General features: G+C 66.5%; 10 protein-coding genes. 6 read left to right on the forward strand and 4 right to left on the reverse strand.

Going from position 1 to position 16,725, the window contains the following annotated elements; genetic code table 11:
* The first annotated feature begins 7 nt into the window (after nucleotides 1–7).
* A complete protein-coding gene (cmk, locus tag JHL17_RS34465; protein WP_200199184.1) occupies nucleotides 8–664 on the forward strand; it encodes a (d)CMP kinase in 657 nt (218 codons plus the stop codon).
* Between the two features lie 175 nt (nucleotides 665–839).
* On the forward strand, nucleotides 840–2,546 hold the full coding sequence (gene rpsA / locus JHL17_RS34470; protein ID WP_200199168.1) for a 30S ribosomal protein S1: 1,707 nt from the start codon (nucleotides 840–842) through the stop codon (nucleotides 2,544–2,546).
* A gap of 127 nt (nucleotides 2,547–2,673) precedes the next feature.
* Here rpsA and JHL17_RS34475 read toward each other — a convergent pair whose 3' ends face one another.
* Nucleotides 2,674–2,823, reverse strand: a complete 150-nt coding sequence (locus JHL17_RS34475) for a hypothetical protein (RefSeq protein WP_200199169.1) — start codon at nucleotides 2,821–2,823, stop codon at nucleotides 2,674–2,676.
* Nucleotides 2,824–2,928: 105 nt separating this feature from the next.
* On the reverse strand, nucleotides 2,929–3,381 hold the full coding sequence (locus tag JHL17_RS34480; RefSeq protein ID WP_200199170.1) for a PRC-barrel domain-containing protein: 453 nt from the start codon (nucleotides 3,379–3,381) through the stop codon (nucleotides 2,929–2,931).
* A 765-nt stretch (nucleotides 3,382–4,146) separates the two neighbouring features.
* On the opposite strand from JHL17_RS34480, the gene JHL17_RS34485 reads away from it, so the two are divergent.
* The 3 genes from JHL17_RS34485 (at nucleotide 4,147) to ppdK (ending at nucleotide 13,447) form a co-directional block, all read left to right on the forward strand.
* Entirely contained in the window at nucleotides 4,147–7,899 is a 3,753-nt protein-coding gene (locus tag JHL17_RS34485; protein ID WP_200199171.1) for a vitamin B12-dependent ribonucleotide reductase, read from the forward strand.
* Between the two features lie 247 nt (nucleotides 7,900–8,146).
* On the forward strand, nucleotides 8,147–10,402 hold the full coding sequence (locus JHL17_RS34490; RefSeq protein WP_200199172.1) for a putative bifunctional diguanylate cyclase/phosphodiesterase: 2,256 nt from the start codon (nucleotides 8,147–8,149) through the stop codon (nucleotides 10,400–10,402).
* Nucleotides 10,403–10,753: 351 nt separating this feature from the next.
* A complete protein-coding gene (ppdK, locus tag JHL17_RS34495; RefSeq protein ID WP_200199173.1) occupies nucleotides 10,754–13,447 on the forward strand; it encodes a pyruvate, phosphate dikinase in 2,694 nt (897 codons plus the stop codon).
* A gap of 510 nt (nucleotides 13,448–13,957) precedes the next feature.
* Here ppdK and JHL17_RS34500 read toward each other — a convergent pair.
* Nucleotides 13,958–14,227: a type II toxin-antitoxin system RelE/ParE family toxin gene (locus tag JHL17_RS34500; RefSeq protein ID WP_200199174.1), complete on the reverse strand. Its 270-nt coding sequence runs from the start codon at nucleotides 14,225–14,227 to the stop codon at nucleotides 13,958–13,960.
* Nucleotides 14,218–14,391 (reverse strand): CopG family transcriptional regulator, encoded by a 174-nt coding sequence (locus tag JHL17_RS34505; RefSeq protein ID WP_200199175.1) that lies wholly within the window; start codon nucleotides 14,389–14,391, stop codon nucleotides 14,218–14,220. Before JHL17_RS34505 ends, JHL17_RS34500 begins: the two co-directional genes overlap by 10 nt.
* A gap of 481 nt (nucleotides 14,392–14,872) precedes the next feature.
* On the opposite strand from JHL17_RS34505, the gene JHL17_RS34510 reads away from it, so the two are divergent.
* On the forward strand, nucleotides 14,873–16,669 hold the full coding sequence (locus JHL17_RS34510) for an ATP-binding protein (protein ID WP_200199176.1): 1,797 nt from the start codon (nucleotides 14,873–14,875) through the stop codon (nucleotides 16,667–16,669).
* Nucleotides 16,670–16,725: the final 56 nt, after the last annotated feature.

The following is a 16,725-nucleotide window of genomic DNA, read 5'->3' on the forward strand; positions in this document are numbered from 1 at the left end:
GAAGGCGGTGGTCGTCGCCATCGACGGGCCGGCAGCCAGCGGCAAGGGCACCCTGTCGCAGCGCATCGCCGACGCCTTCGGCTTCGCCCATCTCGACACCGGCGTGCTGTACCGCGCGGTCGGCGTGTCGGTCCTGCGGGCCGGCGGCGATCCCGCCGACAATACCGCGGCTGCGCGCGCGGCCTATGAGCTGCACCCCGAACACCCGATCCTGCAGGAGGTGGCGCTGCGCACCGACGAGGCGGCGCAGGCGGCCAGCAAGGTGGCGGCGGTGCCGGAGGTGCGGGCGGCGCTGCTCGACTTCCAGCGGCGCTTCGCGACGCATCCGCCGGGCGGTGCGCCGGGGGCGGTGCTGGACGGGCGCGACATCGGCACGGTGGTCTGCCCCGATGCCCAGGCCAAACTGTTCGTTACCGCTTCGGTGGAGGTCCGGGCCGAACGGCGACTCAAGGAGTTGCAGAGACGGGGGATTCCGGCTATATCCTCCGATGTCCTGGAGGACATGAAGGCTCGTGATGCGCGTGACAGCCAGAGAGCGGTGGCCCCGCTCCGTCCGGCTGTCGACGCTTTTGTGCTTGATACTTCCGCTCTCGATGCCGATCAGGTGTTCTCGATGGCGGTCGCTCACATCGGCTCCAAGACCGGTCTGAAGCCAGCGGCGTGACGCCGCGGCTCCGGCGGTCGGAGGCGGCGCGGGCGGGTCTGACCCCCTCCACGGAAAACCATCAACCAAGTCGCCGGGCGTGGTGCCCGGCGCGGCGGTTCGGTCGAGGTCCCACCCGTTTTGCCGCGGGCGGAACCGGAACGGGGTCGCTTTCGCGCCACCTTTAGGAGTTTCAATGGCACAGTCACTGGCCCGCACGGTCGAAAAGGAAAGCTTCGCGTCTCTGCTTGAAGAGTCGCTGGGCGCGGCCGAGTCGCTCGAAGGTACGGTCGTCAAGGGACGCGTCGTCGCCGTCGAGAACGACATGGTCACCATCGACGTCGGTCTGAAGTCGGAAGGCCGCGTCGCGCTGAAGGAATTCGCCGTTGCCGGCCAGCCGCCCGAGCTGAAGGCGGGCGACACCGTCGAGGTCTACCTCGAGAGGATGGAAGACAAGAACGGCGAGGCGATGCTGAGCCGTGAGAAGGCGAAGCGCGAAGAGGCCTGGGCCCTGCTGGAGAAGTCGTTCAACGACCAGACCCGCGTCACCGGCGTCATCTTCGGCCGCGTCAAGGGCGGCTTCACGGTCGACCTGTCGGGCGCCGTGGCCTTCCTGCCGGGCAGCCAGGTCGACATCCGTCCGGTCCGCGACATCTCCCCGCTGCTGGGCACCCCGCAGCCGTTCCAGATCCTGAAGATGGACCGCTCGCGCGGCAACATCGTCGTGTCGCGCCGCGCCGTGCTCGAAGAGAGCCGCGCCGAGGCCCGTTCGGAGCTGGTGGCCAACCTCAAGGAAGGCCAGATCCTCCAGGGCGTCGTCAAGAACATCACCGACTACGGTGCGTTCGTCGACCTGGGCGGCGTCGATGGCCTGCTGCACGTCACCGACATCGCGTGGCGCCGCATCAACCATCCGTCGGAAGCCCTGCAGATCGGCCAGACCGTCACGGTCCAGGTCATCCGCTTCAACCCGGAGACCCAGCGCATCAGCCTCGGCATGAAGCAGCTGGAAGCCGATCCGTGGGAAGGCGTCGAAGCCAAGTACCCGGTCAGCGCCCGGTTCAAGGGCCGCGTCACCAACATCACCGACTACGGCGCCTTCGTGGAGCTGGAGCCGGGGATCGAGGGCCTGGTCCACGTCTCGGAAATGTCCTGGACCAAGAAGAACGTCCATCCGGGCAAGATCGTGTCGACTTCGCAGGAAGTCGAGGTCATGGTCCTGGACGTCGATCCGCAGAAGCGCCGCATCAGCCTCGGCCTGAAGCAGTGCCTGGACAACCCGTGGGAGACCTTCACCGACAAGTTCGGTCCGGGTACCGAGCTGGAAGGCGAAGTCAAGAACATCACCGAGTTCGGTCTGTTCGTCGGCCTCCCGGGCGACATCGACGGCATGGTCCACATGTCCGATCTCGACTGGAACAAGTCGGGTGAAGAGGCGATCGCCGAGTACAAGAAGGGCGACCGCGTCAAGGTCAAGGTTCTCGACGTCGACGTCGAGAAGGAGCGCATCAGCCTCGGCATCAAGCAGCTGGCCAGCGATCCGTTCGAGTCGGCCACCGCCGGCCTGAAGAAGAACGAAGTCGTGACCTGCACCGTGACGCAGGTGACGGACGGCGGCATCGAAGTGACCGTCGGCGAGGGCTACACCGGCTTCATCCGCAAGTCGGACCTGTCCCGCGACCGTTCGGAACAGCGCCCGGACCGTTTCGCCGTCGGCGAGAAGGTCGATGCCAAGGTCACCCAGATCGACCGCGCTTCCCGCCGCATCTCGCTGTCCATCAAGGCCCGCGAGATGGAGGAAGAGAAGCAGGCGATGGCCGAGTTCGGTTCGTCCGACTCGGGCGCCTCGCTGGGCGACATCCTGGGCGCCGCTCTGAAGCGCAAGCAGCAGAACGACGAGTGATCGCCTGAGGCCGTCCTCCCCTGCGGGACCGTGGGGGAGGGGGTTTCACGATCTCCCGGAAGGGTAAGAGAAAGGCCGCGTCCCGGTTGGGGCGCGGCCTTTCTCGTCGTGGGTGGTCGATGGACGGTCAGGTGCTGCGGTGTCGGGCAAGATCGACACGGATGTCACGGATTTGAGCACGGATTACACGGATTTTTATCTTGGTGAACGGACGCCCCGCCGACTGGCGAATGTAATCCAAGCCCTGCTTCTGTTGATCGACGAAGCGGCTCTTCATTCCGCAACTGCTTCGCGACGCCACATCCGTGTAATCCGTGCCTAAATCCGTGACATCCGTGTCAAACCTTGTGCCCGATCTCCCGAGCTGCCAAGGACCTGCCGCTCACCGCCGCGGTTCCGGGCTGCGGGTCAGCGAGGTGATGCTGTCGTCGTAGCGGAATTCGGGCATGTCGCGGACGCTGGCGGCGGTCACGTCGTGCAGCCGGATTGCCTCGGTACCGGTGCGGAGGTCGGCCAGCGTCAGGTCGGCCGCGATGTCCTTGCCGCCGAAGCCCAGCAGGCCGCCCGAGTGGATGACGATGTATTGGGCCTCGCCCTTGTCGTTGAGGATCACGTCGGTGACGGTGCCGATCTTCGACCCGTCGGCTCCGACGACGTTGCGGTTCATCAACTGGTCGACACTGGGACCGGTCTTGCGCTCCACGGCGGCGCCGACGGCCGGAGTCGACCCATTGATGAAGATGGTCTGGGCGGCGCTCTCCGGCGGAGTCGCCATGCCGGCCAGCAGTGTCAGCGCGGGCAGCGTGAACCATATCTTGTGGGTGATCTTCAGCATGGACGCCTCTCCTCCCCCAAGGACCAGTAGGATCCACCTTGGCTCCCTGCGTCTCAACCGGACACGCTTGAAATAGTTGCGAGGCGGTGGGCCATACCCCTCCTCCGTGTCGGTCCGCTGTCGGTCCGCTGTCGTGCCGGTGGCGACTCGGGACTGTGCCTCGGCGGCTTTTCGAGTCGCCCCTTTGAGTCCGCCAGCATCGCTTCGAGTCGCCGTTCAGCGAATCGGTGGTGTGTGCGATGGGGCACAGGCAACAAGATGTTGATTTTCGCCGCAAGGAAGCTCTGGTGGTCCGGTGCGTTTTGCGCTCTAATCGAACGGTGCCGCGCTCCTCTCCGGCTTCGGCGGCCATCCGAGTGCCGACAGTCAGTGCCTCTCGGCCGCGATGCGGCCCAATGCCGCCGCTTCAAAAAATTCCTTGGCAGGCGGGAACAGGATCCCCGGTGACGGGTTGAACACCACAAGATCAAGGTTTTGAGGGGTTCGGTGATGTCAACCACAATATCTAGCAGAGTGGGGCTTGCTTGCCCCGGTCACGCTGGCTAGGATGCCACCCACGTGACCCGGCCGTCGAAGCGGCGGCCCCGGTCCCGGCGAGGATAGCGGCGACGGCGCGCAGTCGGGCATGAGGCCCCTGCCGTACGGCGCCCTGTCCGTTGCCGGAACCGGGTGACGGCGAGAGCCGCCAGCCGCTTTTCGGGATGGGTCGCACCATATTTCATTCGAGCCCGCCGCGGCGGGCTCCAAGCAGGGGACAGTCTCATCATGCGGATCGAGCGTCGTTTCACGCACGAAGGTCAGGACGCCTACGCCAGCCTCGGCTTCCGCCAGGCGACCAGCGAGATCCGCAACCCGGATGGGACGATCGTCTTCCAGCAGACCGGCATCGAGGTGCCGGACAACTTCTCCCAGGTCGCCAGCGACATCCTGGCCCAGAAGTATTTCCGCAAGGCCGGCGTTCCCGCCGCGCTCCGCGCCGTCGAGGAGAACACCGTTCCGTCCTGGCTGTGGCGCAAGGAAGCCGACCAGGAAAAGCTCGCCGCCCTGCCGAAGGAGAAGCGCTTCGTCGGTGAGAACTCGGCGCGCCAGGTCTTCGACCGTCTGGCCGGCACCTGGACCTATTGGGGCTGGAAGGGCGGCTATTTCGACACCGAGGCCGATGCCCGCACCTTCTTCGACGAGATGCGCTTCATGCTGGCCGCCCAGATGGCGGCGCCGAACAGCCCGCAGTGGTTCAACACCGGCCTGCACTGGGCCTACGGCATCGACGGCCCGAGCCAGGGTCACTTCTACGTCGATTTCAAGACCGGCCTGCTGACCTCGTCCGCCTCGGCCTACGAGCACCCGCAGCCGCACGCCTGCTTCATCCAGTCCGTCGCCGACGACCTCGTCAACGAGGGCGGCATCATGGACCTGTGGGTGCGTGAGGCCCGCCTGTTCAAGTACGGCTCGGGCACCGGCTCCAACTTCTCCAAGCTGCGCGGCGAGGGCGAGAAGCTGGCCGGCGGCGGCAAGTCGTCGGGCCTGATGAGCTTCCTGAAGATCGGCGACCGCGCGGCCGGCGCCATCAAGTCCGGCGGCACCACCCGCCGGGCGGCCAAGATGGTCACGGTGGACATGGACCATCCGGACATCGAAGGCTACATCGACTGGAAGGTGAACGAGGAGCAGAAGGTCGCGGCGCTGGTGACCGGCTCCCGCATCTGCCAGAAGCATCTGGTCGAGGTGATGGCCGCCGCCCAGAAGGGCCTCGACCCGAAGGAGAACAAGGAGCTCAAGAAGGCGATCCTTGCCGCCCGCAAGGATCAGGTGTCGGAGAACTACATCCAGCGCGTGATCCAGTTCGCCGGCCAGGGCTTCACCTCGATCGAGTTCAAGACCTACAACACCGATTGGGATTCGGAGGCCTACCTGACGGTCTCGGGCCAGAACTCCAACAACTCGGTGCGCGTCTCCAACGAGTTCGTGCAGGCGGTTCTGGACGATGCCGACTGGAACCTGATCGGCCGCACCACCGGCAAGGTGGTGAAGACCGTCCGTGCCCGCGACCTGTGGGACAAGGTCGGCTATGCCGCCTGGGCCTGCGCCGATCCGGGCGTGCAGTTCGACAGCACCATCAACGAGTGGCACACCTGCCCGGCCTCGGGGCGCATCAACGCCTCGAACCCGTGCTCGGAATACATGTTCCTCGACGACACCGCCTGCAATCTGGCGTCGCTGAACCTGATGTCGTTCCGTCTGAAGGACGGTTCCTTCGACGTCGAGGCGTTCGAGCATGCCTGCCGGCTGTGGACCATCGTGCTGGAAATCTCCGTGCTGATGGCGCAGTTCCCGTCGAAGGAAATCGCCCAGCTCTCCTACGAGTTCCGCACGCTCGGCCTCGGCTTCGCCAATCTCGGCGGCCTGCTGATGGCGTCCGGCCTGTCCTACGACTCGGATGAGGGCCGCGCCTATTGCGCCGGCATCTCCGCCGTGATGACTGGCGTCGCCTATGCCACCTCGGCCGAGATGGCGCAGGAGCTGGGCACCTTCCCAGGCTTCGAGGCCAACCGCGACCACATGCTGCGGGTCATCCGCAACCACCGCCGCGCCGCCAACGGCGAGATGAACGGCTATGAGGGGCTGGCGGTCGAGCCGGTGCCCTTCGTCGCCGACCTCTGCCCCGACCAGGATCTGGCGCTCGCCGCCGTCCGCGTGTGGGACGAGGCGCTGGAACTGGGCGAGGCGCACGGCTTCCGCAACGCCCAGGCCACCGTGGTCGCCCCGACCGGCACCATCGGCCTGGTGATGGACTGCGACACCACCGGTATCGAGCCCGACTTCGCCCTGGTGAAGTTCAAGAAGCTGGCCGGCGGCGGCTACTTCAAGATCGTCAACCGGCTGGTGCCGGAGGCGCTGAAGACGCTCGGCTACACCCCGGACCAGATCGAGCAGATCGCGCTCTATGCGGTCGGCCACGGCACGCTGAAGACCGCCCCCGGCGTGAACCACGAGTCGCTGAAGGCCAAGGGCTTCACCGCCGAGCTGCTGGAGCGGCTCGAGGGCAACCTCGCCACCGCCTTCGACATCAAGTTCGTCTTCAACCGCTGGACCATCGGTGCCGACTTCTGCACCCAGACGCTGGGCATCCCGGCCGAGACGCTGGACGCCCCGGGCTTCGACCTGCTGAGCCACATCGGCTTCACCAAGGCGCAGATCGAGCAGGCCAACACCTTCTGCTGCGGCGCGATGACGCTGGAAGGCGCTCCCTTCCTCAAGGACGAGCACCTCTCGGTGTTCGACTGCGCCAACCCCTGCGGCCGCATCGGCAAGCGTTTCCTGTCCTGGGAATCGCACATCACGATGATGGCGGCGGCGCAGCCCTTCATCTCCGGCGCCATCTCCAAGACCATCAACATGCCGAACACGGCGACGGTCGAGGAGTGCAAGGACGCCTACCTGATGTCCTGGCGCCTGGGCCTGAAGGCCAACGCGCTCTACCGCGACGGCTCCAAGCTGAGCCAGCCGCTGCAGGCCGCCCTGCTCGACGACGAGGAGGATGGCGAGGCGATCGAGGCGGTGATCGAGGCGCCGGCCGCCGCCCGCGCCCAGATGATCACCGAACGCATCGTCGAGAAGGTGATCGAGCGGGTGGTCGAGCGGAAGAGCAGCTCGCGCGAGCGCCTGCCGCACCGCCGCAAGGGCTACACCCAGAAGGCCAATGTCGGCGGCCACAAGGTGTACCTGCGCACCGGCGAGTATGAGGACGGCCGCCTGGGCGAGATCTTCATCGACATGCACAAGGAAGGCGCCGCCTTCCGGTCGCTGATGAACAACTTCGCCATCGCGGTATCGATCGGCCTCCAGTACGGCGTGCCGCTCGAGGAGTTCGTGGAGGCCTTCACCTTCACGCGCTTCGAGCCGTCGGGCATGGTGACCGGCAACGACACCATCAAGATGGCGACCTCGGTCATCGACTACATCTTCCGCGAGATCGCCATCTCCTACCTGAACCGCACCGATCTGGCGCACGCCACGCCGGAGGATCTCGTGCCCTTCACGGTCGGCAGCGGCGACAAGCAGGGTGACCTGCCGGATACCCAGGTGCAGCCGGCCGATATCGTCCGCCGCATCGCCTCGACCGGCTATGTCCGCAACAACCTGCGCGTCCTGCATGGTGGGCAGACGGGCGGGCAGACCCAGCGCGCCAGCGCCGCGGCGGCTTTCGCCGCCACCGGCACCGACACGGCGGCGGTGAGCGTGACCGCCTCGGCCGGCACGCAGGCGTCGGCCCAGGCTGCCATGTCGGCCAGCCCGGCGGTCGCCGCCGCCACCGCCCAGGGCCATGTCGTCGTCGCCGCGGCCACCGGCACCGCCTATGGCGGCAGCACCAGCGACCAGCGTTTCGACCGCATCCGCGAGGCCCGCGCCCGTGGCTACGAGGGCGATCCCTGCGGCGAATGCGGCAACATGACCCTGGTCCGCAACGGCACCTGCCTGAAGTGCGACAGCTGCGGGTCGACCACCGGCTGCAGCTGAGCCCTCGGACGGCTCGCCGCCTGGGAATGTCTCGACGGGGTTGAGGGGAGGGAGCGGGAAACTGCTTCCTCCCTTTTGCTTGCGTACGAACGGTTTTCTCAACGGCCGATTAGAACCGTTCTCGTCTGGCTGCACCAGGATGGCTGGAGCGTGACGGCTCTTGACCGTGCCGCGTGTGCTCATGTTAGCTGACTCTCCCGGGGTGCCGGTTCGGCGTTCCCGAAGCATGTCCGGAGGGACCAGGGTCATGGATTCGGCCGGGACCGCACTGGACGACCGTCTGCCGTCCGATCGCCTGTTGCGGGCGACCGCAGTGCAATGGAACGGGGCCCTGGTCTGGACCTCGCCCGACGGCACCATCGTCGGCGCCAATCCCGGCTTCGCCCGGCTGGCCGACAGTCCCCTGGATGCGATGATCGGCCGCTCGCTGCCGGCCCTGCTCGACCTCGGCGGGCGCGACTGGCAGGCGGTGCGGGAGGGCGTACAGGGCGGTTGTCCGCCGCCCGGCACCGGTGCCCTGCGTGTTCCCCGCCATGATCCGGTCCCGGTCGCCCTGCAATGGCAGCATCTGACCGACGGCGACGACGTCCTGCTGCTGTGCGAGATGCGCGATTTCGACGAGCGCGAACGGGCGGAGGCGGTGGCGCGGCTGCAGCAGGACGTGTTGGAACTGGTGGCCGGCGGCCGGTCGCTGCGTCTGGTGCTGGACTTCCTGTGCCGGCAGGTGGAGGCCTGTGCGCCCGAGGTCGCCTGCTCGGTGATGCTGCGCGACGATGAGGACCGCATGCGGGTGGCCGCGGCGCCGTCGCTGCCCGCCGCCTACACCGCCGCCATCGACGGGCTGGCCATCGAGCCGGACGTCGGCAGCTGCGGCAGTGCGATGACCGCGGGCGAGGCGGTGATGTCCGCCGACATCGCCGGCGATCCGCGCTGGGCCAAGCGCCGGGACCTCGCGCTGGCGCATGGGCTGGCCGCCTGCTGGTCCAATCCGATCAAGGATCGCGAGGCCCGCGCGCTGGGCAGCTTCGCCCTCTATTACCGCAAGCCGCGCGACATGGCCGCGCCCTTCCACCGCCGGCTGGTGGAGGCCTGCGTGCATCTGTGCGCGCTCGCCATCGAGCATGACCGGGCGCGGGCGGAGATCAATCGGCTGGCTTATTTCGACACGCTGACCGGGCTGCCCAACCGCCAACTCCTGGCCGACCGCGCCACCGCGGCGCTGGCGCTGGCCGGACGGACGCGCCAGCCGGTGACGCTGATGTTCCTGGACGTCGATCGCTTCAAGACCGTCAACGATTCGCTGGGTCATGCGGCTGGCGACGAACTGCTGGTGGAGGTGGCGAACCGGCTGCGGCGCCTGTTCATCGAAGGCGACACGCTGGCCCGGCTGGGCGGCGACGAGTTCGTCGCCCTGCTGCCGGGCTGCGACGCCGCCCATGCCACGCTGCTGGCCGAGCGCGTGCTCGCCGCCCTGTCGGTTCCCTTGCGCGTGGCGGACCTGACCGTGACGCCGACCGCCAGCATCGGCATCGCCGTGCATCCCGACGACGGGATGGATTTCGACACGCTGCTGCGCCAAGCCGATGCGGCGATGTACCGGGCCAAGCAGGCCGGCCGCAACCGCTGCCATTTCTTCCGCCGCGACATGAACGAGCAGGCGGTGCGCCGGCTGGAGATGGAAGCGGCGCTGCGCGAGGCGCTGGATCGCCAGGAGGCCGGCGGCCCGGAGGGCGAGGCGCCGTTCGACCTGCATTACCAGCCGCAGGTCCGGTTGAGGCCGCGCTGCCTGCACCGGGTGGAGGCGCTGATCCGCTGGACCCACCCGCGCTGGGGCGCGGTGTCGCCGGTGGAGTTCGTGCCGCTGGCCGAGGAATGCGGACTGATCGACCGGCTGGACGGCTGGGTCCTGCAGACCGCCGTGGCGCAGCTGGGGCGCTGGCGGGCGGCGGGGGTGCCGGTGCCGGGACTGGCGGTGAACGTCTCCGCCGTCCGCTTCGCCCGCGGCGACCTGCCGGATCAGGTCCGCGCCGCGCTCGCCGTCAACGGCATCCCGGCGAACGACCTGACGCTGGAGATCACCGAACGGCTGATGATGACGGAGGAGGGCGGCGTCCATGACGCGCTGGATGCCCTGCACGCGCTGGGCGTGACTCTGTCGATCGACGATTTCGGCACCGGCTATTCGTCCTTGAGCTACCTGAAGCGCTTTCCGGTCGGCGAGCTGAAGATCGACCGCAGCTTCGTCAAGGAGCTGGACATCGACGCCGCCAACCGGCCGCTGGTCCGCGCCATCATCCAGATCGGCGAAGCGCTGGGCCTGACCGTGGTGGCGGAAGGGGTGGAGCGCGAGGCCCAGCACCGCATGCTGGAGGCCGAGGGTTGCGCCATCGGCCAGGGCTACCGCTTCGCCCGGCCGATGCCGGCGGCGGCGCTGGCGGACTGGCTGGCCGGGGAAGGCAAGCACTGGGTCGAATGTCCGGGCGAGGATTGCATCAGCATCTGAAACATTTGCGGAGGAAACGGTCGCGTTCTTCTTCGGATTTACGGGGTACTTCGGCTGAAATTCACCATTCGAATCGGTCTTATGCGGATCCGCTGGAGTAAAGGGGATCCGGCCAATCCGGTATAGTCGCAACGCTCCTTTGCCGATGAAGCGCGGGTCATCCCGTTCTAGACCACGCGACTGTCTTGTGTCCCAACGTTTGGGGCGATAGAAGGTCCACTCAGCGGCATGTGCGGTCAAGCAAACTGACCACGGTGTTCCGCCTTGCGGATTTCCGCCGGGTGGAATGCCCGGGGGACACAAGGGGAGCACCCGCACGCCGGACGACCATGGGGCGAGAGGAAATCCGCGATGGCGAGCCAGGGTGAATCCAAGTGGGTCTACAGCTTCGGGGCCGGTGCCACCGAAGGACGGGCCGAGATGAAGAACCTGCTGGGCGGCAAGGGCGCCAATCTGGCCGAGATGGCCAATCTTGGCTTGCCCGTTCCGCCGGGCTTCACGATCACCACCGAGCTGTGCACCTATTTCTACGCCAACGGCCGTTCCTATCCGCCGGAGCTGACGGCGCAGGTGAAGGCCGCCATCGAGCGGCTGGAAACGGCGATGGACGCCAGTTTCGGCGACCCGGTCAACCCGCTGCTGGTGTCGGTGCGCTCCGGCGCCCGCGCCTCGATGCCGGGCATGATGGACACCGTCCTGAACCTGGGCCTGAACGACGCGACCGCCGCCGGCCTCGCCAAGCGGTCGGGCGACGGCCGCTTCGCCTACGACAGCTACCGCCGCTTCATCCAGATGTACTCCAACGTCGTGCTCGACGTTGAGCATCACCATTTCGAGGACATCCTCGACAACCACAAGCGCGACAAGTCCTACAACCTCGACACCGACCTGTCGGCCGAGGATTGGCAGGCGGTGATCGAGGACTACAAGAAGGCGGTCGAGCGCGAGCTGGGCCGGCCCTTCCCGCAGGACGTCCAGGAGCAGCTGTGGGGCGCCATCGGCGCCGTGTTCGGCTCGTGGATGAACGCCCGTGCCATCACCTACCGCAAGCTGCACGACATCCCGGCCGACTGGGGCACCGCGGTCAACGTGCAGTGCATGGTCTTCGGCAACATGGGCAACGACTGCGCCACCGGCGTGGCCTTCACCCGCAACCCGTCGACCGGCGAGAACGCCTTCTACGGCGAGTATCTGGTCAATGCCCAGGGCGAGGACGTCGTCGCCGGCATCCGCACGCCGCAGCACCTGACCATCGCCGGCAAGCTCGCCAACAAGTCCGACCTCCCCGCCATGGAGGAGGTGATGCCGGAGGTGTTCAACCAGCTGAACGAGGTCCGCCTCAAGCTGGAGGGCCACTACCGCGACATGCAGGACATCGAGTTCACCGTCCAGCAGAACAAGCTGTTCATGCTGCAGACCCGCAACGGCAAGCGCACCGCGCCTGCGGCGCTGAAGATCGCCGTCGATCTGGCGAACGAGGGCGTCATCGACCAGAACGAGGCGGTCCGCCGCATCGATCCGGCCTCGCTCGACCAGCTCCTCCACCCGACGCTCGACCCCAAGGCCGATCGCAAGATCATCGCCAAGGGCCTGCCGGCGTCGCCCGGCGCCGCGTCGGGCAAGGTGGTGTTCACCGCCGATGAGGCCGAGCAGATGGCCGGCAAGGGCGAGTCGGTGATCCTCTGCCGCATCGAGACCTCGCCCGAGGACATCCACGGCATGCATGCCGCCCGCGGCATCCTGACCAGCCGCGGCGGCATGACCAGCCACGCGGCGGTGGTGGCCCGCGGCATGGGCCGCGCCTGCGTCTCGGGTGCCGGCGACTTGCGCATCGACTACAAGACCAAGCAGATGTCGGTCCGCGGCGTCGCCGTGAAGGAAGGCGACATCCTGACCATCGACGGCTCCACCGGCGAGGTGATGCTGGGCGAGGTGCCGACGATCCAGCCGGAGCTGTCGGGCGACTTCGCCACCCTGATGGGCTGGGCCGACAAGATCCGCCGGATGAAGGTCCGCGCCAACGCCGAGACCCCGCTGGACGCCCGCACCGCGCGGAAGTTCGGCGCCGAGGGCATCGGCCTGTCGCGCACCGAGCACATGTTCTTCGACCCGGAGCGCATCCTGGCCGTCCGCGAGATGATCCTGGCGGAGGACGAGACCGGCCGCCGCAAGGCGCTCGCCAAGCTGGAGCCCTTCCAGAAGAAGGACTTCGTCGATCTGTTCACGATCATGGCCGGCCTGCCGGTGACGATCCGCCTGCTCGACCCGCCGCTGCACGAGTTCCTGCCGAACACCGAAGAGGACATGGCGGAGGTCGCGGCGGCCACCGGCACCGATCCGCTGCGGGTGCGCCACCGCACCATCCAGCTGCATGAAGCGAACCCGATGCTGGGCCATCGCGGCTGCCGTCTGGGCATCTCGTACCCCGAGATCTACGAGATGCAGGCCCGCGCCATCTTCGCCGCCGCCGCCGAGGTCGCCAAGACCACCGGCGAGGCCGTCATTCCCGAAGTGATGATCCCGCTGATCATCACCCGCAAGGAGTTCGACATCCTCAAGGCGGTGATCGACCGTGCCGCCGAGCAGGTGAAGGCCGAGACCGGCGTGACGGTGGAGTATCTGACCGGCACGATGATCGAGATCCCGCGCGCGGCCCTGAAGGCCGGCGAGATCGCCGAGTCGGCCGAGTTCTTCAGCTACGGCACCAACGACCTGACCCAGACCACGCTGGGCCTGTCGCGCGACGACGCCGGCAGCTTCCTGCCGGAGTACCAGCGCCAGGGCATCCTGGAGCAGGACCCGTTCCAGTCGCTGGACGTCACCGGCGTCGGCGAACTGGTGGAGATCGCCACCGAGCGCGGCCGCAAGGTCCGTCCGGACATCAAGCTCGGCATCTGCGGCGAGCATGGCGGCGACCCGGCCTCGATCTCCTTCTGCGAGAAGATCGGGCTGACCTATGTCTCCTGCTCGCCCTACCGCGTGCCGATCGCCCGTCTGGCGGCGGCGCAGGCGGCGCTGAACAGCGACACGGTCAAGCGCGACTGAGCCGAACCGGATAGCTGAAACGACTTCGGCCCTCTTCCCGCAAGGGAAGGGGGCCGTTTCAGTTTGGGGAGGGGTTGAGGTGGAACAGCGTGGAACAGGTTTTGGGGGACTGTTCACTGTGGACTGCACCCCGAAGCTGAGACGGCTGGTAAAATGTTCCGGCTTGGTCAAGCCACCTGTGCCGGGCGGCCGCCCGGCACAGGTGGCGGAAATCGTCGAACCAACGAAATCTTGAACTCCGAACTTCGCTTCGCTCCCATCGGTCCTCTCTGTCAGAGAACCGAAACATTTTAACACTGTCTCAATTCCGGGGCGCACTCCAGGGCTGTTCACTGTTCTATCCGGCGGGGCGGGTGCGCGGGAGGATGGGCGCAAGGGAGCGTGGCACCATTGGCGATGCATGTAGGACACTCCTCGGGCGATTGAGGCTTTTAGTCCTATCATGGAGAGCGGCCAGCGGTAAGGAGGCATGGAAAAACATGGCGGCTTGTTGCTTGCCGCTGCGCTGCCTCAAGGGCGGTTCTGTGCCCCGTGCCAGACACGCAGGATGGTGACGCGGAACGGCGCCACGTCATAGACGATGACGTAAGGGTGGACGGCCACCAGTTCCCGCGCACCGTCTCGCCGAAGGCGGCCACGGTCAGGGAATTCGGCAAGGCTTTCCGCCACGCTCCTGAGGCGGAGTGCCATGCGCCGGGCGGCTGCCGGATTGAAATGACCGATATAGCTGCGGATCGCGATCAGATCGGCAATCGCGGCCGGAGCGAAGATTACTTCCACGAGGGCGCAGGACGCTCGTCCGCCGTGCCCCAACTGTCGAGCCAGTCGGCAACGTCGCGCAGAGGAATCGTCTGACCGGCGGCAACCTGTGCCCGCGCCTCGGCGACGGCGCGTGTCAGCGCATCGTCGTCGGTCGGTTCGAATGCGGTCGCAGGCTCGGCCATGGGGCACCTCCGTCACTGAATATATGCGGTGAGTGTGGGTTGGTCCAGTTCAAGGGCTTCCAAGCTCGGCATCTGCGGCGAGCATGGCGGGCTGGATTGGGCGGATGGAAAGTTTGAAACAGTTTGGAACGGTTTTCGTGGGTGTGTTCAGTGTTCACTCCTGCTGTGGGCGGACTCCTGGCAAGTGATGCCGGGGATTGTAAGGCAAACGTGGCGAAATGCCCATCTTGATCTCCCAAGGGTGGAAGAGGGAGAATGATGAACACGGGAAAGGGATGAAGGTCCGAAGATGCACGTTCGTTTCCTCCACCACTCCGATGCCGTCGTGCATGAAGAGGCGAATGGGGACCGCGCGGCGCCACGGTCCTTGACCATTTGGCTCCTAGCCGCGCCGCTGACGCTAGAGCGAGAGTAGACCGCTCCCCATGGCGGGACACCGGAAGGCAGCGAAAAGCAATATTGGGGACATCGGGAGCAAACCATGGTTGCGGTTGAGCGGGCCAGCCTTGTGCGGGCGTTCGGCAAGGTGGCGGTTGATCTGGCCGATCTAAAGTTCGCCAGCGCGATCAAGGGGGTGATCGACGCCACCGGCGCCTTCAAGGCCGATCCTAAAACGCAGCCCACGGCGGAGGAGGGGGCGAAGCTGCTGCTTCAACGTGCCGCCTATGCCGCCACCATTCGCATCATCCAGGCGGAAGCGCGCAACGCCCCGGTGATGGCAGCGGAGGCCGCCCCGCAGGAGATCGAAGCGGCAATCCTGGGTGCCACCGCCGAAACGTCCTTAGACCTGACCGAAATCGCCTTGACCGATGCGGAACGCTGGCCGGGTCTAGAGGCGCTGTTGACCCTGTTCGACTGGTTCATGCGGGCCTGCGCGGTGCCCGAGGACAAGCGCCCGCCAATCCGCCGCGCCTTTGCTGAAGCGCTTCCGCTGGCGCTGGCCGGGGAGTGGCGGAACGCGGAGCGGGAAAAGGAGTATTATGCGCTGCGGGCGGCGCTGGAGCCGACGCCGTTCGATCCGGCGGCACAGCGGTCGTTGCAATGGAACGCTTACCGCGACCGTCTGGTTAAGGCGATGGATGCGCCGTTGCGGACGCTGAATCCGGAAAAGATCCGCTGTTCCCTGAACGACCTCTATGTTCCCTTGCGGGCCGCGGTGGGCGACCCGGAGGCGCCGGAAAGGACAGGCGGCGAGCGACGCAAACGGACCCTCGTCTGGTTGGATGACACGCTGTATGGCTGGGCCACCCAGACAGACCATGGTCCGTCCGAGCGGATCCGCATGCTGTCCGGCGAACCCGGCGCCGGCAAATCGAGCGCCTGCATGAAGCTCGCCGCCCGGCTGGCAGCGGAAAAGCGGCGGGTGCTGCTGGTTCCGCTCACCCGACTCAACATCGCCAAGGGTTCGCTTGAGGAATTGGCGCGCTATCTGATTGTCGACCTCGGGCACGATCCCTTGAATCCTCTTTCTGCTGGCGAGCCGCTGGTGCTGATTCTGGACGGGCTGGACGAACTGGCCAAGGCAGGCCAGGGAGCAACGGTGCTGCTGAGCGGGTTCATCACCGATCTGGGACAACGCCTGTCGGAGTGGAACCGTGAAGACACCCGCGTGCTGCTGTTGCTTGCCGGGCGGCCGGGTGCCGCTGGTGCAGCCGCTGCCACCGGGGCCATCGGCCGCGATGACGAAGCCCGGCTGCATGTGCTGCGCTATTGCATCGACCAGCATGACCGTTGCGGTTACGAACCGCAGGAATTGGTCTATCTCGATCAGAGGTTGAGCTGGTGGAAGCGCTTCGATCCGGTTGGCGGGATGCCCGAGCCTCTGACCTACGCTGACCCGCATATCGACTCGCTGACGGAGCAGCCGCTGTTGAACTGGCTGTTGGCACAAATCCTAACGGAGGAAGGGCCAGAACAGGCGGCCACTATCAGCGGTGTTCACGACCTCTACACCCGCCTGTTTGACCATGTCCTCGACCGTATCCATCGGCGGAGTGAGGGAGATGGGGGTACGGAGGCCATCGACCCTGTTCGCGATCGGTTGGAGCAGATGCTGGAGGAGGTAGCTGCGGCGGCATGGCATGCCGGCACCGATCGCGCTGTACCGTTGAATGCAGTAGCGCAGCGGCTCGCCGACAACAGGTTGGACGGGGAGCTGAAACTTCTTTCCGATAATCCTGATGCGGCCCCGACCGCGCTGTTCGATAGCTTTTTTTGTCGTGCCCACCAGGGGGTGGAGTACAGATTGATCGAATTCACTCATAAGAGCTTTGGCTAGAGGCTGTTAGGGACTCGGGGTAGCCGCACGCGGTGTGGTTGCCCAGATATTGGAGA

It is taken from the genome of Azospirillum endophyticum (assembly GCF_016595245.1).
Taxonomy (GTDB): Bacteria; Pseudomonadota; Alphaproteobacteria; order Azospirillales; family Azospirillaceae; genus Azospirillum; species Azospirillum endophyticum.